At 66.6% G+C, this 15,170-nt stretch carries 18 protein-coding genes; 8 read left to right on the plus strand and 10 right to left on the minus strand.

Translation table 11 applies throughout. From position 1 onward, the window contains the following. Positions 1-86: 86 nt before the first annotated feature. On the minus strand, positions 87-1,415 hold the full coding sequence (locus AWC14_RS26910; protein ID WP_045375460.1) for a cytochrome P450: 1,329 nt from the start codon (positions 1,413-1,415) through the stop codon (positions 87-89). 114 nt (positions 1,416-1,529) lie between these two features. On the opposite strand from AWC14_RS26910, the gene AWC14_RS26915 reads away from it, so the two are divergent. Beyond that, entirely contained in the window at positions 1,530-2,135 is a 606-nt protein-coding gene (locus tag AWC14_RS26915) for a TetR/AcrR family transcriptional regulator (protein WP_045375458.1), read from the plus strand. A 63-nt stretch (positions 2,136-2,198) separates the two neighbouring features. Beyond that, positions 2,199-2,411 carry a TOBE domain-containing protein gene (locus tag AWC14_RS26920; RefSeq protein WP_045375456.1) on the plus strand — a complete coding sequence of 71 codons (213 nt, stop codon included), beginning with the start codon at positions 2,199-2,201 and terminating at the stop codon, positions 2,409-2,411. Between the two features lie 3 nt (positions 2,412-2,414). On the opposite strand, the gene AWC14_RS26925 is transcribed toward AWC14_RS26920, so the two are convergent. The 3 genes from AWC14_RS26925 to AWC14_RS26935 are packed head-to-tail and all read right to left on the minus strand — an operon-like array spanning position 2,415 to position 5,501. After that, positions 2,415-3,296, minus strand: coding sequence for an alpha/beta fold hydrolase (locus AWC14_RS26925; protein ID WP_045375454.1), 882 nt, complete (start codon positions 3,294-3,296; stop codon positions 2,415-2,417). Between the two features lie 37 nt (positions 3,297-3,333). After that, positions 3,334-4,428: a fatty acid desaturase family protein gene (locus AWC14_RS26930; RefSeq protein ID WP_045375452.1), complete on the minus strand. Its 1,095-nt coding sequence runs from the start codon at positions 4,426-4,428 to the stop codon at positions 3,334-3,336. 17 nt (positions 4,429-4,445) lie between these two features. Further along, on the minus strand, positions 4,446-5,501 hold the full coding sequence (locus AWC14_RS26935; RefSeq protein ID WP_045375450.1) for a ferredoxin reductase: 1,056 nt from the start codon (positions 5,499-5,501) through the stop codon (positions 4,446-4,448). 69 nt (positions 5,502-5,570) lie between these two features. Here AWC14_RS26935 and AWC14_RS26940 point away from each other — a divergent pair, with 69 nt between their 5' ends. From AWC14_RS26940 to AWC14_RS26950, 3 genes are read left to right on the plus strand one after another with little or no spacing between them, the layout of a single operon-like run. Then, a complete protein-coding gene (locus AWC14_RS26940) occupies positions 5,571-6,245 on the plus strand; it encodes a TetR family transcriptional regulator (RefSeq protein ID WP_045375448.1) in 675 nt (224 codons plus the stop codon). Positions 6,246-6,254: 9 nt separating this feature from the next. Continuing rightward, positions 6,255-6,929: a DUF427 domain-containing protein gene (locus tag AWC14_RS26945; protein WP_045375446.1), complete on the plus strand. Its 675-nt coding sequence runs from the start codon at positions 6,255-6,257 to the stop codon at positions 6,927-6,929. A 6-nt stretch (positions 6,930-6,935) separates the two neighbouring features. Then, entirely contained in the window at positions 6,936-7,964 is a 1,029-nt protein-coding gene (locus AWC14_RS26950) for a glycoside hydrolase family 183 protein (protein WP_045375444.1), read from the plus strand. A 6-nt stretch (positions 7,965-7,970) separates the two neighbouring features. Here the strand turns inward: AWC14_RS26950 and AWC14_RS26955 are convergent, their stop codons facing one another. The 3 genes from AWC14_RS26955 to AWC14_RS26965 are packed head-to-tail and all read right to left on the minus strand — an operon-like array spanning position 7,971 to position 9,713. After that, a complete protein-coding gene (locus AWC14_RS26955) occupies positions 7,971-8,297 on the minus strand; it encodes a hypothetical protein (RefSeq protein ID WP_045375442.1) in 327 nt (108 codons plus the stop codon). A gap of 39 nt (positions 8,298-8,336) precedes the next feature. Then, complete coding sequence (locus tag AWC14_RS26960) at positions 8,337-9,089, minus strand: SDR family NAD(P)-dependent oxidoreductase (protein ID WP_045375440.1); 753 nt, start codon at positions 9,087-9,089, stop codon at positions 8,337-8,339. A gap of 9 nt (positions 9,090-9,098) precedes the next feature. Then, on the minus strand, positions 9,099-9,713 hold the full coding sequence (locus tag AWC14_RS26965; protein ID WP_045375438.1) for a GNAT family N-acetyltransferase: 615 nt from the start codon (positions 9,711-9,713) through the stop codon (positions 9,099-9,101). 33 nt (positions 9,714-9,746) lie between these two features. On the opposite strand from AWC14_RS26965, the gene AWC14_RS26970 reads away from it, so the two are divergent. Further along, complete coding sequence (locus AWC14_RS26970) at positions 9,747-11,036, plus strand: acyl-CoA dehydrogenase family protein (protein WP_045375436.1); 1,290 nt, start codon at positions 9,747-9,749, stop codon at positions 11,034-11,036. 76 nt (positions 11,037-11,112) lie between these two features. Here the strand turns inward: AWC14_RS26970 and AWC14_RS26975 are convergent, their stop codons facing one another. After that, positions 11,113-11,568, minus strand: coding sequence for a MaoC family dehydratase (locus tag AWC14_RS26975; protein ID WP_045375435.1), 456 nt, complete (start codon positions 11,566-11,568; stop codon positions 11,113-11,115). Positions 11,569-11,609: 41 nt separating this feature from the next. Between AWC14_RS26975 and AWC14_RS26980 the strand changes: the two genes are divergently transcribed. Then, positions 11,610-12,107: a metallophosphoesterase family protein gene (locus AWC14_RS26980; RefSeq protein WP_057003098.1), complete on the plus strand. Its 498-nt coding sequence runs from the start codon at positions 11,610-11,612 to the stop codon at positions 12,105-12,107. 219 nt (positions 12,108-12,326) lie between these two features. Continuing rightward, complete coding sequence (gene ag85C / locus AWC14_RS26985; protein ID WP_045375433.1) at positions 12,327-13,319, plus strand: diacylglycerol acyltransferase/mycolyltransferase Ag85C; 993 nt, start codon at positions 12,327-12,329, stop codon at positions 13,317-13,319. Positions 13,320-13,400: 81 nt separating this feature from the next. Here the strand turns inward: ag85C and AWC14_RS26990 are convergent, their stop codons facing one another. Beyond that, positions 13,401-14,234, minus strand: coding sequence for an alpha/beta fold hydrolase (locus AWC14_RS26990; protein WP_052425513.1), 834 nt, complete (start codon positions 14,232-14,234; stop codon positions 13,401-13,403). Continuing rightward, positions 14,231-15,088: an LLM class flavin-dependent oxidoreductase gene (locus AWC14_RS26995; RefSeq protein ID WP_045375431.1), complete on the minus strand. Its 858-nt coding sequence runs from the start codon at positions 15,086-15,088 to the stop codon at positions 14,231-14,233. Before AWC14_RS26995 ends, AWC14_RS26990 begins: the two co-directional genes overlap by 4 nt. Positions 15,089-15,170: the final 82 nt, after the last annotated feature.

The following is a 15,170-nucleotide window of genomic DNA, read 5'->3' on the forward strand; positions in this document are numbered from 1 at the left end:
AACGGCGCCCAACCCGCGCTCAGCGCCGCCGCAGCAGCCTGATTTCAGCTCTGAGGTTGACACAGAGGGTGTCATGACCGCCGATCTTAACGGCGATGCACGACTATCCGTCCGCCGTCCTTCGGGGTGAACGCCACACCGCGGGAATGCCAGTTTTCCCCCGGTGCCGCGGTGGTCTGGATCATGAAGTGCCGCAACACCGTTCGCAGCACCACGTCCATTTCAGTGTTGGCGAACACCGCTCCCACGCAGCGGCGGGCGCCGCCGCCGAAGGGAATCCAAGCAAAGCTGGATGGCTTGGACCCGATGAAGCGCTGCGGGTCGAAGCGGTCGGGATCCGGGAAGGCGTCGGCGTTGGCGTGCATCTGCGCGATGCTGACGATGATCGAGTAGCCGCGCGGAAGGACCCAGTCGCCGAGCCGATACACCGGTGCATAGACGTGCCGACCGGCCAGGTCGATGACGGTCCGGTTGCGCTGCACCTCCAGGATCGTCGCCTGGCGCAGTTCGTTGTCGTCGGTCTCGGCCTCCGCCACCAGCGCCGCGAGCACGTCGGGGTGCCGGCTCAGCCGTTCGAACGCCCACGCCAGCGTGGCGGCGGTGGTCTCGTGCCCGGCGGCTAGCAACGTCAGCAGCTCGTCGCCGATGTCCTTGCGCGACATGGCCGTGCCGTCCTCGTAGGTGCTGCGCAGCATCAGCGCCAACACGTCGGCCCGCTCGTCGAGGCGCGGGTCCGCCCGCTCGTTCTCGACGAGCTTGTCGACGATGAGGTCGTACTGACGCCGCCATTCGACCAGGCGCCCCCACGGGCTGTAGCGGCCATAGGTCCGGGTCGGTTTGGGCAGCTGCGCCAGTCGCGAACCCAGCGTGACCCACGGCGGGATGATGCGCCGCAGCTGGTCGAGTTCGGCGCCCTCGGCCCCGAACACCGCACGCAGGATCGCGTTGAGCGTGATCCGCATCGTCGACGGCAGCGTCGGAAACGCTTGGCCCTCAGGCCAACTCGCTATCTCCCGCAGCGTCTCTTCTTCAATGATGTCCTCGTAGTTCTTGATGCTCTTGCCGTGAAACGGCGGCGCCAGCAGTCGTCGCCGTTGGCGGTGATCGTCGCCGTCGAGCGCGAAGACCGACCCCGACCCGAAGAACCGGCTCAGGTTGGGATAGATGTTGCCGAGTTCGTCCGGGCTGGTGGTGAAGACCTGCTTGGCCAGCTGCGGGTTGGCCACCACCACGGTCCGGCTGTAGACCGGCAGGTTCAGGGTGAAGATGTCGCCGTAGCGTCGCACCATCTGCTGGATCGTCCGTCGCCGAGCGAACGCGAAGGCGATGCCCTGCAACGCTTTTGGAACCCGCGGGCCTGGCGGCACACTGATTGCCGGCGGTGCGGTGGTCGTGTGGGTCTCAACAGCGCTCATGACCGTGCACTCCCAACATGTCGCGTGGTACCGCGGTGTACCACGGTGTAGTGAGGTACGGTACCGGGTGGTACCAGCAGCTGGCAAGAGTTCTCGACGAGGGAGGCGCGAAGCGTGACAGTGGTCGCGAACGACGCGGCTTCGGTCGACGTCGACCCGTTTCGGCAGCGACTGCTCGACGGCCTGGCCGCCTCGATCGGCGAACGCGGCTACCGCGCCACCACCGTGGCCGACATCGTGCGCCACGCCCGCACGTCGAAGCGGACCTTCTACGACCAATTCGCCAGCAAGGAGCAGTGTTTCCTCGAGTTGTTGCACGCCAACAACGAGCTACTCGGCCAGGACATCCAGACTGCCGTCGACCCGGACGCAGACTGGACGCAACAGATCCGTCAGGCCGTCGAGGCCTACGTCAGCCACATCGAGGCGCGGCCGGCCGTCACGCTGAGCTGGATCCGGGAGCTGCCGTCGCTGGGCGACGCCGCGCGGCCTGTGCAGCGCCGCGGATTGCAGCTGCTGACCACCCTGCTGGTCGACCTCAGCGGAAGTGCGGGGTTCCGGCGGGCCGACGTGCCGCCGCTGACGCCGCCGTTGGCGGTCATCCTGCTGGGCGGCCTGCGGGAATTGACCGCGCTCGCCGTCGAAGACGGCAAGGACGTGCGGGAAATCGTCGAGCCCGCGGTGGAAGCGTCGATTGCGTTGCTCGGCTCTCGCCGCTGAAACCGCGCGCCCGCCGGTGCGCACGCCTAGGCTCATGCCAGAACCACGACCCGGAGGACCGCGATGCAGCTATCGACCCGCAATCAGCTCAAGGGCACCATCGCCGACGTCGACATCGGCAGTGTGATGGCCACCGTCAAGGTCCGGCTGGACGGCGGCGACCAGGTCGTCACCTCCTCGATCACCAAGGACGCCGCGATCGACCTCGGCCTCAAGGCCGGTCAGCCCGCGACGGTGTTCATCAAGGCGACTGAGGTGACCATCGGCGTCGACTGATCCTCACCCCGCGAGGAACTTACGGAGCCGGTCAAGCACCAGGTCGGGTCGCTGCTCGACGATCCAGTGGCCCACGCCGTCGACCAGCTCGAGCTCGAAATCGCTTGCGCGCCGGTCATAGCCGCGCAATAGATTCGGCCTCAGCACCGGGTCGCCCGTGCCTTGCAGCCAGCGGACCGGTACGTCCACTCGGGCGTCGCCATACTCGCGTGCCCAGCGCAGCATTTCACGGGTCAAGGCCGTGCGGTACCAGCGCGACCCGGCCACCGCGTGTCCGGGTTCACGCATGCATTCGGCGTACATGTGGACGTCGTCGTCGGGCAGCGTGAAACCGTCGCCCGCCCACGACATCAGCCACCGGGAAAGCCGCGAATTGGGGTCCCTGACCAAGCGCGGACCGATGACTGGAAGTGCGATCGGGAGTTGGTACCAAAACCGCCATAGGTCGCGGACCGCGGTGAGATCGCGTTTCGCCCAGACTCCAACGGTGTTCACTCCGAAAAACCCGCTCACCTTGTCGGGGTGTCGCAGCATCATGATGAACGCGACCGGCCCGCCCCAGTCGTGGGCGACCAGCTTGACCGGCCCCACACCCAACCGATCCAGCACGCCCGCCAGATCTTCGGCCATGTCGTCCTTGAGATAGCGCGAGCGCGGCGCCGAGCTCCAGCCCGCGCCGCGCAGGTCGGGGCACAACACCCGGTAGCCGTCGGCGGCCAGCGGAGGAATCAGCGCGTGCCATTCCCACCAGTTCTGCGGAAACCCGTGCACCAGCATGACCGGCGGCGCGTCGGCCGGGCCGGCGTCGGCCACATGGATGGTGACGTCGTCGGACAGCTCCACATACCTGTGCTCGACGCCGTCCAGGGCGGGCATCTTGACCATGGGTTGGCAGCGTAGCCTGCCGCCGCCGAGATTGGGCTCAGGCGGCGACCAGCTCGGGCGTCTCAGCAGGGGCACTGCGCTTCAGCGGCGGCAGCGCTAGTTTCACGATCTTTCGCACCACGGTGGCGAACTGCTTGTGCAGCGGCCCCGAGTTGTACGGGATGCCGTAGCGCCGGCAGATCTCGCGCACCTCCGGCGCGATCTCGGCGTAGCGGCGGGCCGGCATGTCCGGGAACAGGTGGTGCTCGATCTGGTGCGACAGGTTGCCGGAGAGCACGTGAAAGAGCTTGCCGCCGGTCAGGTTTGCCGAACCGAGGATCTGCCGGAAGTACCACATGCCGCGGGTCTCGTTCTCGGTCTCCTCTTTGGTGAATTCCTGGGTGCCGTCCGGGAAATGCCCGCAGAAGATGATCATGTAGGACCAGACGTTGCGCATCAGGTTGGCCGACAGGTTGCCGGCGAACACGAACGGCGCGAACGGGCCGGCCAGCAGTGGGAAGGCCACATAGTCCTTCATGACCTGCCGGCGTGTTTTGCGCCAGATGCCTTGCAGGATCTCGCGTTTGTCTGCCAGCCGGATCTCGCCGGCGCGGAGCCGCTCGGTCTCCAGCTCGTGCAGGGCGACGCCGTACTGGAACAGCACCATCAGCAGGAAGGCATAGAGCGGGTTACCGAGGAAGTACGGTTCCCACGGTTGGTCTTCGCTCATCCGCAGGATGCCGTAGCCGATGTCGCGGTCCATGTCGACGATGTTGGTGTAGGTGTGGTGCATGTAGTTGTGCGAGTGCCGCCATTGGTCGGCCGGGCAGGCGGTGTCCCACTCGAAGTTGCGGCCGGAGATCGCCGGGTCGCGCATCCAGTCGTATTGGCCGTGCATGACGTTGTGGCCGATCTCCATGTTGTCCAGGATCTTCGCCACCCCGAGCATCGCGGTGCCCAGCAGCCAAGCCGGCGGCAAAAACAGCAGCGCCCGACCGCCGACCTCGAGTGCGCGCTGGGTCTTGATGACGCGGCGGATGTAGTCGGCGTCGCGCTGGCCGAGATCGGCCATCACGCGTTCCTTGATGGCGTCGAGTTCGCGACCGAATTCTTCGGCCTGCTCGGGCGTCAGGGTGATCTTGGGCTGTGTCATGGTGACTCCTTGGAGAGTTAGAGAGCGATGTCGACGTCGCCGACCGGGACGGACACGCAGATCTGGACGTCCTCGTCGGGGCCGGTCGACACCGCGCCGGTGGTCAGGTTGCGCACCACGCCGCAGGTCTTGCGGCGGGTACAGGTGTGGCAGATGCCCATCCGGCAGCCGCTTTCCGGCGTGAGCCCGGCCGCTTCGGCCTGCTCCAGCAGCGGCCGGCCGTCGTCGACCACTTCAATTCCGCTGTCGGCGAACGTCACTCGCCCGCCCGACGGCTTGGCCGGCACCTCGAGCGTCGGCGCCACAAAACTCTCGGTGTACACGTTGTCGCAGTGCTCACGCACTGCAGCCACCAAAGCCGGTGGGCCGCAGACGAATACTGCGTCGGGCGAGGGCATTGCCGCCGCGAGGTGCTCGGCGCCGAAGCGGCCGTCCACATCGCCGTCGCCCGATCGGGTGTAACCGTGCAGCACCCGCACCCGTGGCATCGCGGCGAGTTCGTCGCGGTAACAGGCTTCCGCCGGGTTGCGCGCGTAGTGGACGAACGCGATCTCGCCGGGGTGTCCCTCGGCGACCAGCGTGCGCAGCATCGCCATCACGGGGGTGATGCCGCTTCCGCCGGAGACGAACAGGATGCGCCGCGGCCGCGGTGCCGGCAGCACGAAGTCGCCGCCGACGCCCGCCAGGCCCACCACCATGCCCGGGCGGGCCTGCTCGTACAGGTACGACGAGACCAGCCCGCCGTCGTGCCGGCCGACCGTCAGCTCCAGAAAAGGAGAGCCTTCGGCGTTGGCCGGTGAGTAGCACCGGGTGTGGCGCCGGCCGTCGACGTCGACGGTCACGTTGACGTGCTGGCCGGCCTTGAGGTTGCGGTCGAACGCGGCGTTCGGGCGCAGCGTCAAGGTGACGCTGCGCGGGGTGGTGCGCCGGACGTCGACGACCTTGGCGCGGGCCTCGCCCAGCGTCCAGGTCGGGTCCAGCTGCTCGGTGTACCGGTCGACGCCGTGCGGACCGGTGAGCAGGTCGACCAGGCCGGAGCCCAGCACCCGCTCTTTCAAAGTTTGAGTGAACATGTGTACACCGTGCGCCGGCGTACGGCTGGTCGTCAAGGGTTTCTGCAGCTCTGTGGTAGGGTTCACATAGTGAACGACCGTATGCCTAGCTCTCGGCCACACCGGTCGGGGCGCGGGCGTACCCGGGAAAGCCCGTCGCGGGAGGAGCGCAAGGAGGCCACGCGGCGCGCCATCATCGCGGCCGCCCTCAAGCTGCTCGATGAGCGCAGCTTCGGCAGCCTGAGCCTGCGTGAGGTGACGCGCGAGGCCGGCATCGTGCCGGCGGCGTTCTACCGTCACTTCGAGTCGATGGAAGCGCTGGGACTGGTCCTGATCGACGAGTCGTTCCGCACCTTGCGCGACATGCTGCGTGGCGCGCGGGCTGGCAAGCTCGACCCGAACCGGGTGATCGAGTCGTCGGTGGAGATCGTCGTCGCGAGCATCGCCGAACGACGCGAGCACTGGCGGTTCATCTACCGGGAGCGCTCCAGCGGGGTCACGGTTTTGCGGTACGCGATCCGCACCGAACTGCGGCTCATCACTTCCGAATTGGCCACGGACCTTGCCCGCTTCGACGGGCTGAACACCTGGAGCACCGAGGACCTCAACGTGCTGGCGACGCTGTTCGTCAACTCGATGATCGTCATCGCCGAGGCCATCGAGGACGCCCAGGGCGCCGAGGCGCTGGAAGAGATCCGCCGCACCGCGGTCAAGCAGCTGCGGATGATCGCCGTCGGTGTCGCGGGGTGGCGCAGCAGTCCATAAGTTGGGCTGATGGCCATCAAGATGCGCGATCTGCTTGGCGGCGCACTGGGATCACTGCGCTACGAGCCCACCGACAAGCGGCTGCGGGTTTACCGTGGCGGTCAGCTGGTCGCCGACACGCGCGGCGGGCTGCTGGTGTGGCAGCCCGGCCGGGTGGTGCCGACGTACGCGGTGCCGGAATCCGACGTGGTGGCGCGGTTGGAAGTCGCGGCGGCCCGCTCCGACGACCCGGATCTGGCCGGTTACCTCGTCCTCGACTTCGACGCCTTCGAGTGGCGCGAGGAGGACGAGCAGATCGTCGCCCACCCACATGACCCCTTCAAACGCATTGACATCCTGGCCAGCAGCCGGCATGTCCGGATCGAGTCCGAGGGCCGGCTGCTGGCCGAATCATCGCGGCCGCTGCTGCTGTTCGAAACGCTGCTGCCGATCCGCTACTACCTGCCGCGCGCCGACGTCGTCGTCGACCTCCAACCCGGCGACACCGTCACCTACTGCGCGTACAAGGGCCGGGCGTCGTATTTCTCGGTGCCCGAAGGGCCGACCGATGTGGCCTGGGCGTATCACGAGCCGCTGCGCGACGCCGAACCGGTGCGAGACCGCATCGCCTTTTTCAACGAGAAGGTCGACGTCGTCGTCGACGGCGAGCGCCAGCAACGCCCCGTCACCCCCTGGTCGAGCTGACCGGCGGTGGACGGCAAGTTGGCCGACATCACCGGTCCCGGCGTCACCGACCGGTGGGGTGTCACGTGCACCGACCTCGGCGCGTCGGTGCTCGCGCCCAACGGCACGCTGGTCTCGGTGTTCGGAGATACGTTCTCCGGCAACAGGGTTGGCGATGGTGATTGGCGCTCGCCGGTGATCCTGATCGGCACCGGGGACGCCGCGCGTCCCATCCGCTACCAGCGGGCCGGCGGCCCAGACCCCGGATATGCGCGGCAGCTGTGGCCGTACCCGCACCGCAGCACGCCTTCCGGCCGCATGCGCCGCGGTATCAGCACGGTGATCCCGTCGGATCTGCTGCGCGTCGACGAGGTCTTGTATTTGCACGCAATCGTCAATCGCGGTTTCGGCAACGTCGTCTGGACCGAGCTGTGGAAATCGGACGACAACGGCATCTCGTGGCGGCGCTACGGCGACACCTTCCCGGCCGACCTGCATGACGGCCACGCGCAATGCTGGTCCTGGGATTACGACCCCGACGAAAACTGGGTGTACGTGGTATCCACCGGATTTCAGCGCGACAAGGGCGTCATCCTGCGACGGGTGCGGCCGGCGCACCTCGGCGATCCGGACCGGTACCGGGCGTGGGGTTACCGCGACGGTCGCTGGGCCTGGCGGCGCGAACCGACCCCGATCACACCCGACGGCGAAACCTGGGGCGAACTGTCGCTGCGGCGGCTGGCGCCCGGCAAGTGGATCCTGGGCGGGTTCCTGTCGTCGAAATACGCGCTGGGTTATCGCGTCGTCGACTTCCCCACCGCGGTGCGCGACGGGCCGCTGCAACTCCCGGTGGTCGGATCCGCTTGGGACGCCGAGGATCACGCCCGGTGCCGGGTTGCCCAGTTGTACGGCGGGTATGTGCTGCCGGGTTCGCGATTGGACCGCGCGGGCGGTGTCGGGTTGGTGGTGTCGCAGTGGAACACCGCGCGCGGCTGGCCTTACCGGGCGATGCAGTTCCGGGCGACGCTGCGCGACACCACCCGTTCGGTGCTCTGAGCGGTCTTACTCGTCGACGACGTCGTAGAGCGAGCTCCCATCCTCGGGGGTTCCGTCGATCTGTCCGCGGTGTCGGCGCGCTGGAGTGTCGTCGACTGGGGTTTGGTCGCCGGCCACGTCGGGTTCTTCGGCGGCGAGCTTGTCGTCGAGGGATTCACCCTGTTGTTCCTCGCGCTGAGTCATCCCGAATTTGTCGGCCTCGCTCCAGCCGTCCGGCGGGTCGACGACGATGTCGCCGTCGTCGTTGCGCACCTCGTCGGAGTCGGTGGACTCGCTCGGATTCAAGGTGTCGCCGGGGCCGCCTTCCTCGGGGAAGTCCGATGGATCGGTCATGGCCAACGGTTGCCCGTGGGTCGCGGACGCTAAACGCGCTCAGAAATTAAGTGGGTAACCGCCACTGACCTTGAGGGTTTCGCCGGTGATGAAGGAGGCGTCGTCGGAGCAGAGGTAGAGCATGGCCGACACCACGTCGTCCATGGTGCCCAGCCGGTGCACCAGTTGGCGCTCGCGCACGATGTCGTCGACGAGGGCGTGTGGCAGGTCGGCCAGCGCGTTCTCGGTGTTCATCAGGCCGGGAGCGATCCCGTTGACCCGGATCCGGTCGTGCGACAGCTCGGAGGCGAAGGCGACCGTCAGCCCGCGCACCGCGAGTTTGGACACCCCGTAGGGGCTGACGTTCATGAACCCGGCCATCGACGAGATGTTCAGCACGACGCCGCCGCCGCGCTCACGCATCGAATCCCGGCATGCCAGAGTGCAATTGATGACGCCGATCACGTTGACGTCGAACAGCTCGCGGATGTCGCTGCGGGACAACATGCCGAACGGCTGGTTGTACTTCATCAGGTGCCGGCCGGCGTTGTTGATCAGGATGTCGATGCCGCCGAGCTTTTCGATCGTGATGCCGACCGCGGTGTCCACCTGCTGCTGGTCGGCGACATCGCAGGGCACCGCAATCACGCGGGCGCCGTCGGCGGTCAGCTCGTCGGCGGTGCGGTCGGCGGTCTGGGCGTCGATGTCCATGATCGCGACGCCGGCGCCCTCGGCGGTCAGCGCTCGGGCGAACGCCCGCCCGAAGCCGATCGCGCCGCCGGTGATGACGGCAGTCTTGCCGCGGAAGCGCACGCGCCAACGCTACCGGGGAGTCCGCCACATCGGCCATAGCGTCGGCCCGCCGCCGGGCAGCACCATCTCGCCGGTGACGGTGAAGCCGAAGCGTTCGTAGTACGGCACGTTGTCGGGCTTGCTGGATTCCAGATAGGCCGGGCAATGCTCGGCATCGCAGCGGTCCAGCCGCGAACGCATCAGCGCCTGCCCGAACCCGCGGCCGCGGACCGCGGGGTCGCTGCCGATCGTGGCCAGATACCAGTGCGGCTCTTCGGGGTGGTGCAATTTCATCAAGCCCACCAGTTGGGCGAATTTGCGGCCGACGGCCGGCCGCAAGCCGAAGCCCCGGATGAGCGAGGGCGCCATCACCAGTTGTTCCCACACCGACTGCTTCCACCGGTTCGGCGGATCCCACAGCGCCGCCGCGCCGATGTCCGAGCCGTCGCAGGCGACCTCAACACCGCCGCCCGCGAAATGGTGATGGCGCGTGGCCGTCGCGAAAAACTTGTGCAGATGCGCTGCCCGCCTCTTGTCGTCGGGCATGATCCAGGTCGCAACCGGATCGTCGTAGAAGGCCCGGCCAAGAGTCGCCGCGAGCGCGGGTACGTCGGCTTTGTGTGCGGGGCGCGTCTGGATCGTCACACCGGCAACGCTAGCGACCTAGGCTGGGGGACTATGTGGGACTTCGAAACGGACCCCGAATACCAGCGGAAGCTGGATTGGGTCGAGCAGTTCATGGTCGACGAACTCGAGCCGCTGGATCTGGTGGGGCTCGATCCGTACGACAAGAAAAACCCCGAGACCATGGCGGTCCTGCGTCCGCTGCAGCAGAAGGTCAAAGAGCAGGGCCTGTGGGCCGCACACCTGACACCCGAACTCGGTGGGCAGGGTTACGGGCAGGTCAAGCTGGCGCTGCTCAACGAGATTCTGGGCCGATCCCGTTGGGCGCCATCGGTTTTCGGCTGTCAGGCGCCCGATTCCGGTAACGCCGAGATCCTCGCGATGTTCGGCACCGACGAGCAGAAGGCACGCTATTTGCAGCCGCTGCTCGACGGCGAAATCAGTTCGTGTTATTCGATGACCGAACCGCAAGGCGGGTCGGACCCGGGGATGTTCGTCACCCGCGCCGAGCGCGTCGGCGACTCATGGGTGATCAACGGCGAGAAGTGGTTTTCTTCCAACGCCAAACACGCAACGTTTTTCATCGTCATGGCGGTCACCAATCCCGACGCCCGCACCCGCGAGAAGATGTCGCTGTTCATCGTGCCCGCCGAGACGCCCGGCATCGAGATAGTCCGCAACGTCGGGGTCGGCACCGACTCGCACGCCAGCCACGGCTACGTCCGCTACACCGACGTACGGGTGCCGGCCGACCACGTGCTCGGTGGCGAGGGACAGGCGTTCGCGATCGCGCAGACCCGGCTGGGTGGCGGGCGTATTCATCACGCGATGCGCACAATTGCCTTGGCGCGCAGAGCCTTTGACATGATGTGCGAGCGGGCGGTGTCGCGGCAGACCCGGTTCGGCCGGCTGGGCGATCTGCAGATGACGCTGGAGAAGATCGCCGACAGCTGGATCCAGATCGAGCAGTTCCGGCTGCTGGTACTGCGCACCGCCTGGCTGATCGACAAGCACCACGACTACCAGAAGGTGCGCCGCGACATCGCGGCCGTGAAAGTCGCGATGCCGCAGGTGCTGCACGACGTCGTGCAGCGCGCCATGCACCTGCACGGCGCGCTAGGGGTTTCCAACGAAATGCCGTTCGTCAAGATGATGGTTGCCGCCGAGTCGCTGGGCATCGCCGACGGCGCCACCGAGCTGCACAAGATGACGGTCGCGCGCCGCACCCTGCGCGAATACGAGCCGGTGTCAACGCCTTTCCCGTCGCAGCATCTGCCCACCCGCAAGGCCGAAGCGGAGGCGCGGCTGGCCGAACGACTCGAGCACGCGGTTGCCGAATTCTGACGAGGGCTTCGCCGAGCGTGGGGGTTATGGACGTGAATGACGCCAATGGCGTCCATAGGCCACACACTCGACGCGGTCAGGTGATGTAGCGGACGATGCTTTCCGCCACGCACGCCGGCTTGCTCGACCCCTCGATCTCCACGACCGTCGACACCGTCGCCTGCACCGCCCCGTTGCCGACGTTCTCGACGTCGACCAGCGTGCTCTCGGCACGCACCTTGGAACCGACCAGCACCGGCGCCGGGAAGCGGACCTTGTTGAGGCCGTAGTTAACCGCCAGCTTGATGCCGTTGACCGTGTACATCTCGTGCCAGAGCCGCGGCAGCAGCGACAGCGTCATGAAGCCGTGTGCGATCGTCCCGCCGAACGGGCCCTTGGCCGCCTTCTCCGGGTCGACATGGATCCACTGGTGATCGCCGGTCGCGTCGGCGAACAGGTTGACGTCCTCTTGGGTGATGGTCACCCACTCGCTTTGCCCGATCGTTTGTCCCTTGGCGGCGGCGAGGTCGGCAACTGACTCGAAGGTGCGCATGCGGGTAAGCATAGTGCGGCGCCCAGCGCGAGAATGATCGCGTGAGGCTGCTGCTGCTCGCCGACACGCATGTTCCACTACGGGCCCGCGATCTTCCCCCGCAGGTGTGGGACGAGGTGGCCGCGGCCGACGTCGTCTTTCACGCCGGCGACTGGGTAGCGCCCGAACTGCTCGACAAGTTGGAGTCGCGGGCCGCTCGGTTGGTCGGGTGCTGGGGAAACAACGACGGGCCGGTGCTGCGGTCCCGGCTGCCGGAACGCGCCGACGTGACGCTCGGCGGGCTGCGCTTCACCGTCGTCCACGAAACCGGCGCTGCGACCGGCCGCGAGGCACGAATGTCGCGGCTTTACCCGGATACCGACGTGCTGGTCTTCGGGCACAGCCACATCCCGTGGGATACCACCGCGAAATCCGGTCTGCGGCTGTTGAATCCGGGCTCACCGACGGATCGGCGTCGCCAACCCTCCTGCACATACATGACCGCAACCGTCGACAACGGCGTGTTGGCCGGCGTGGTCCTGCACCCGGTACAGAGATGACAACCCAGAAGGCCTGCGTCCCTGGTCAATTCGTGATGGCAGCTGCCGTCGCAATGTAATCGTTATCTTTGAGTCTCCGCCGAAGCTCAATCGTTAGCCAACCGCGATGTCGCAACCCCGTGGCGACAAACGGGTTTCACCACGTGTGCGTGTTTGACTGCGACGGACAGCTATTCGACCGCATATTGCGGCAGATGAAAGTTGGGATAGGTAGGAGCTATGAAGTTCGTTGAGAAGTTACGAGGCGCGGCGACACGGTTGCCGCGTCGGCTGACGATCGCCGTCTTGGGCGCAATCCTGCTGCCCGGTCTGGTCGGTATCGTCGGCGGCTCGGCGACCGCGGGGGCGTTCTCCAAACCGGGCCTGCCGGTCGAGTATCTGCAGGTGCCCTCGCCCTCGATGGGCCACGACATCAAGGTTCAGTTCCAGGGCGGTGGGCCGCACGCGGTGTACCTGCTCGACGGTCTGCGCGCCCAGGACGACTACAACGGCTGGGACATCAACACTCCCGCGTTCGAGGAGTTCTACCAGTCGGGGCTGTCGGTGATCATGCCGGTCGGCGGCCAGTCCAGCTTCTACAGCGACTGGTACCAGCCGGCCTGCGGCAAGGCCGGTTGCCAGACCTACAAGTGGGAAACATTCCTCACCCGTGAAATGCCGGCGTGGCTGCAGGCCAACAAGGGTGTTTCACCGGCCGGCAACGCCGCGGTGGGGCTGTCGATGTCGGGTGGCTCGGCGCTGATCCTGGCGGCCTACTACCCGCAGCAGTTCTCGTACGCCGGATCGCTGTCCGGCTTCTTGAACCCCTCCGAGGGATGGTGGCCGACGCTGATCGGTTTCGCGATGGGCGACGCGGGCGGTTACAACGCCAACAACATGTGGGGCCCGTCCAGTGACCCGGCGTGGAAGCGCAACGACCCGATGCTGCAGATCCCGCGGCTGGTGGCCAACAACACCCGGGTCTGGGTGTACTGCGGTAACGGCACACCGAACGAGATCGGTGGCGACAGCATGCCGGCCAAGTTCCTGGAGAGCTTCACGCTGCGCACCAACGAAGCCTTCCGGGACAACTACATTGCCGCCGGCGGCAGGAACGGCGTGTTCAACTTCCCCACCAACGGCACGCACGACTGGGGCTATTGGAACCAGCAGCTGGTGGCCATGAAGCCAGACCTCCAGCGGGTGCTGAGCGGCGCACCAAACCCTGCCTGACGGCGCCACCACCACCAAGACATCGGCAGCAGTGCTCCCCCGGCGCTGCTGCCGATTTCTGGTGGCGCGCGGCGCGTTGAGTCAGGCTGTGCGGATGAAGTCGCTCACGATGCCGAAGAACTCTTCTGCCTTTTCGTGCTCGACCAGGTGGCCGCAGTCGGGGACGATGACCAGCTCGGAGTCGGGGACTGCCCGGGCGATTTCTTTCGAGAGCTCGCTCGGCGTGCAGAAGTCCTGCTCACCACAGACAACCAGCGTCGGCTGCCGGACGTCGCCGAGGCGTGAATATGTGTCGTGGCAAGCGATCATGTCGATGCGTTTCAGCGCGATCTCGCGGTCGCCCGGTCCGGTGGGCTGCGCGGCCGTTCGTTCGATCCACGCCGTCACCGCTTCGGGGTGCTCGCGCGTGTATTTCGGAGAGAACAGAAAGAGCGCGTACCCGGACTGGAGGGCGTGTCGATCCCAGTCGGCCGCCATCTTGCGCCGCACCTCGAACTCGCGCTTCACAAATGGGTCGAAGCGCGCGAACGACGCCACCACGGTCAGGCTGCGCACGGTATGCGGATGATCCAGCGCCATGTACTGCCCGATCGCGCCGCCGGTCGACGCGCCCACCACATGCATCGGCCCCAGACCGAGATGCTCCACCAAAGCCGCCATGTCGGTGGCCAGTTGTGCTGTGGTGTAACCGCTTTCAGCATGGCTGGATTCTCCTGTGCCCCGCTGATCGGGCACGACAGCGTAATGGCCGCAAGCGAACCGGTCGATCTGAGTGCTCCAACTCTTGCCGGTGCCGCCCAGGCCAGAGATCAACAGCACGGGAGGGTCGGCGGGATTTCCGTGGACCTCGTAATACAGCGAGATTCCTTGGGTTTGCAACGTAGCCATATCGATCTCCTGGTCAGTGGTGGTCACAGCACCGCGTCGGCGAGGCGCTCGAGTTGGTCGAGGGAGGCGACGCTGGGGTGAAATAGCAGCCCGTCGAAGCCGAGGTCGCGGTAGGCACGCACGGTGGTCACCGCGTCTTGCGGCGAGCTCAGCATGTCCGCAACATTTAGTTCGGCATAGTCGGGCACGAACCCGTAGTAACTGCGCAGGTTCGCATGTCCGGTATGCACCGTCGCCTCGTCGCCGAGCGCAAAATTCACGCTGGCATTCAGCCACGGCTTGCCGGCGCGGCCCGCCTCCAGCCAGGCAGCGCGCACCTTGTCCGCAAAGGACGACTGGTTCGCATAGTCGCGGACCGCGCCCGCCGCCCAACCATCCCCCACTGTGACCACCCGCCGGAGAGTCGCTGGCGACCCCCCGCCAAACAGCACCGGAATCCGCACAGGTGCTGGGCACAACGGGACGTCGCCGGTGACGGCGTCGGCCTGCCATGCGCGACGCATCAACTCTACGGTCCGGTCCAAAGTTCGCCCGCGTTGATGGAAATCTGCGCCCGTGGCGGTGTAGTCGTCAGCCCGACGGCCCACACCCAGGCCCAGCGTGAGCCGGTTTCCGGCGATGTCGGCCAAACTGGCCAATTGCTTCGCCAAAGCTGCGGCGGGGTATACCGGGGCGAGCAGAACATTGGTGACGAGGCCGATGTCGCGGGTAGCGCCGGCTGCAGCGGACAGGGCGACGATCGAGTCGAGGCTGGGGTAGACGAGCCGGTCGATGGTCGTCACACTGGCGAATCCGCGTTGCTCAGCGTTGCGCGCCCATTCAGAGATTAGCGAGCCGCGCACGCCGGCAACATGGTTCGGTAAGCCGATGCCGATTTGCATAGCAGTCCTTAAGTTCGTAGGTGCAGTTACTTCGTGTTGTTACGTTGTGCTGTGACCCCGGGTGGGGCGGGTGAGGCTGCAT

The organism is Mycobacterium kyorinense, from assembly GCF_002101735.1.
GTDB classification, from domain to species: Bacteria; Actinomycetota; Actinomycetes; order Mycobacteriales; family Mycobacteriaceae; genus Mycobacterium; species Mycobacterium kyorinense.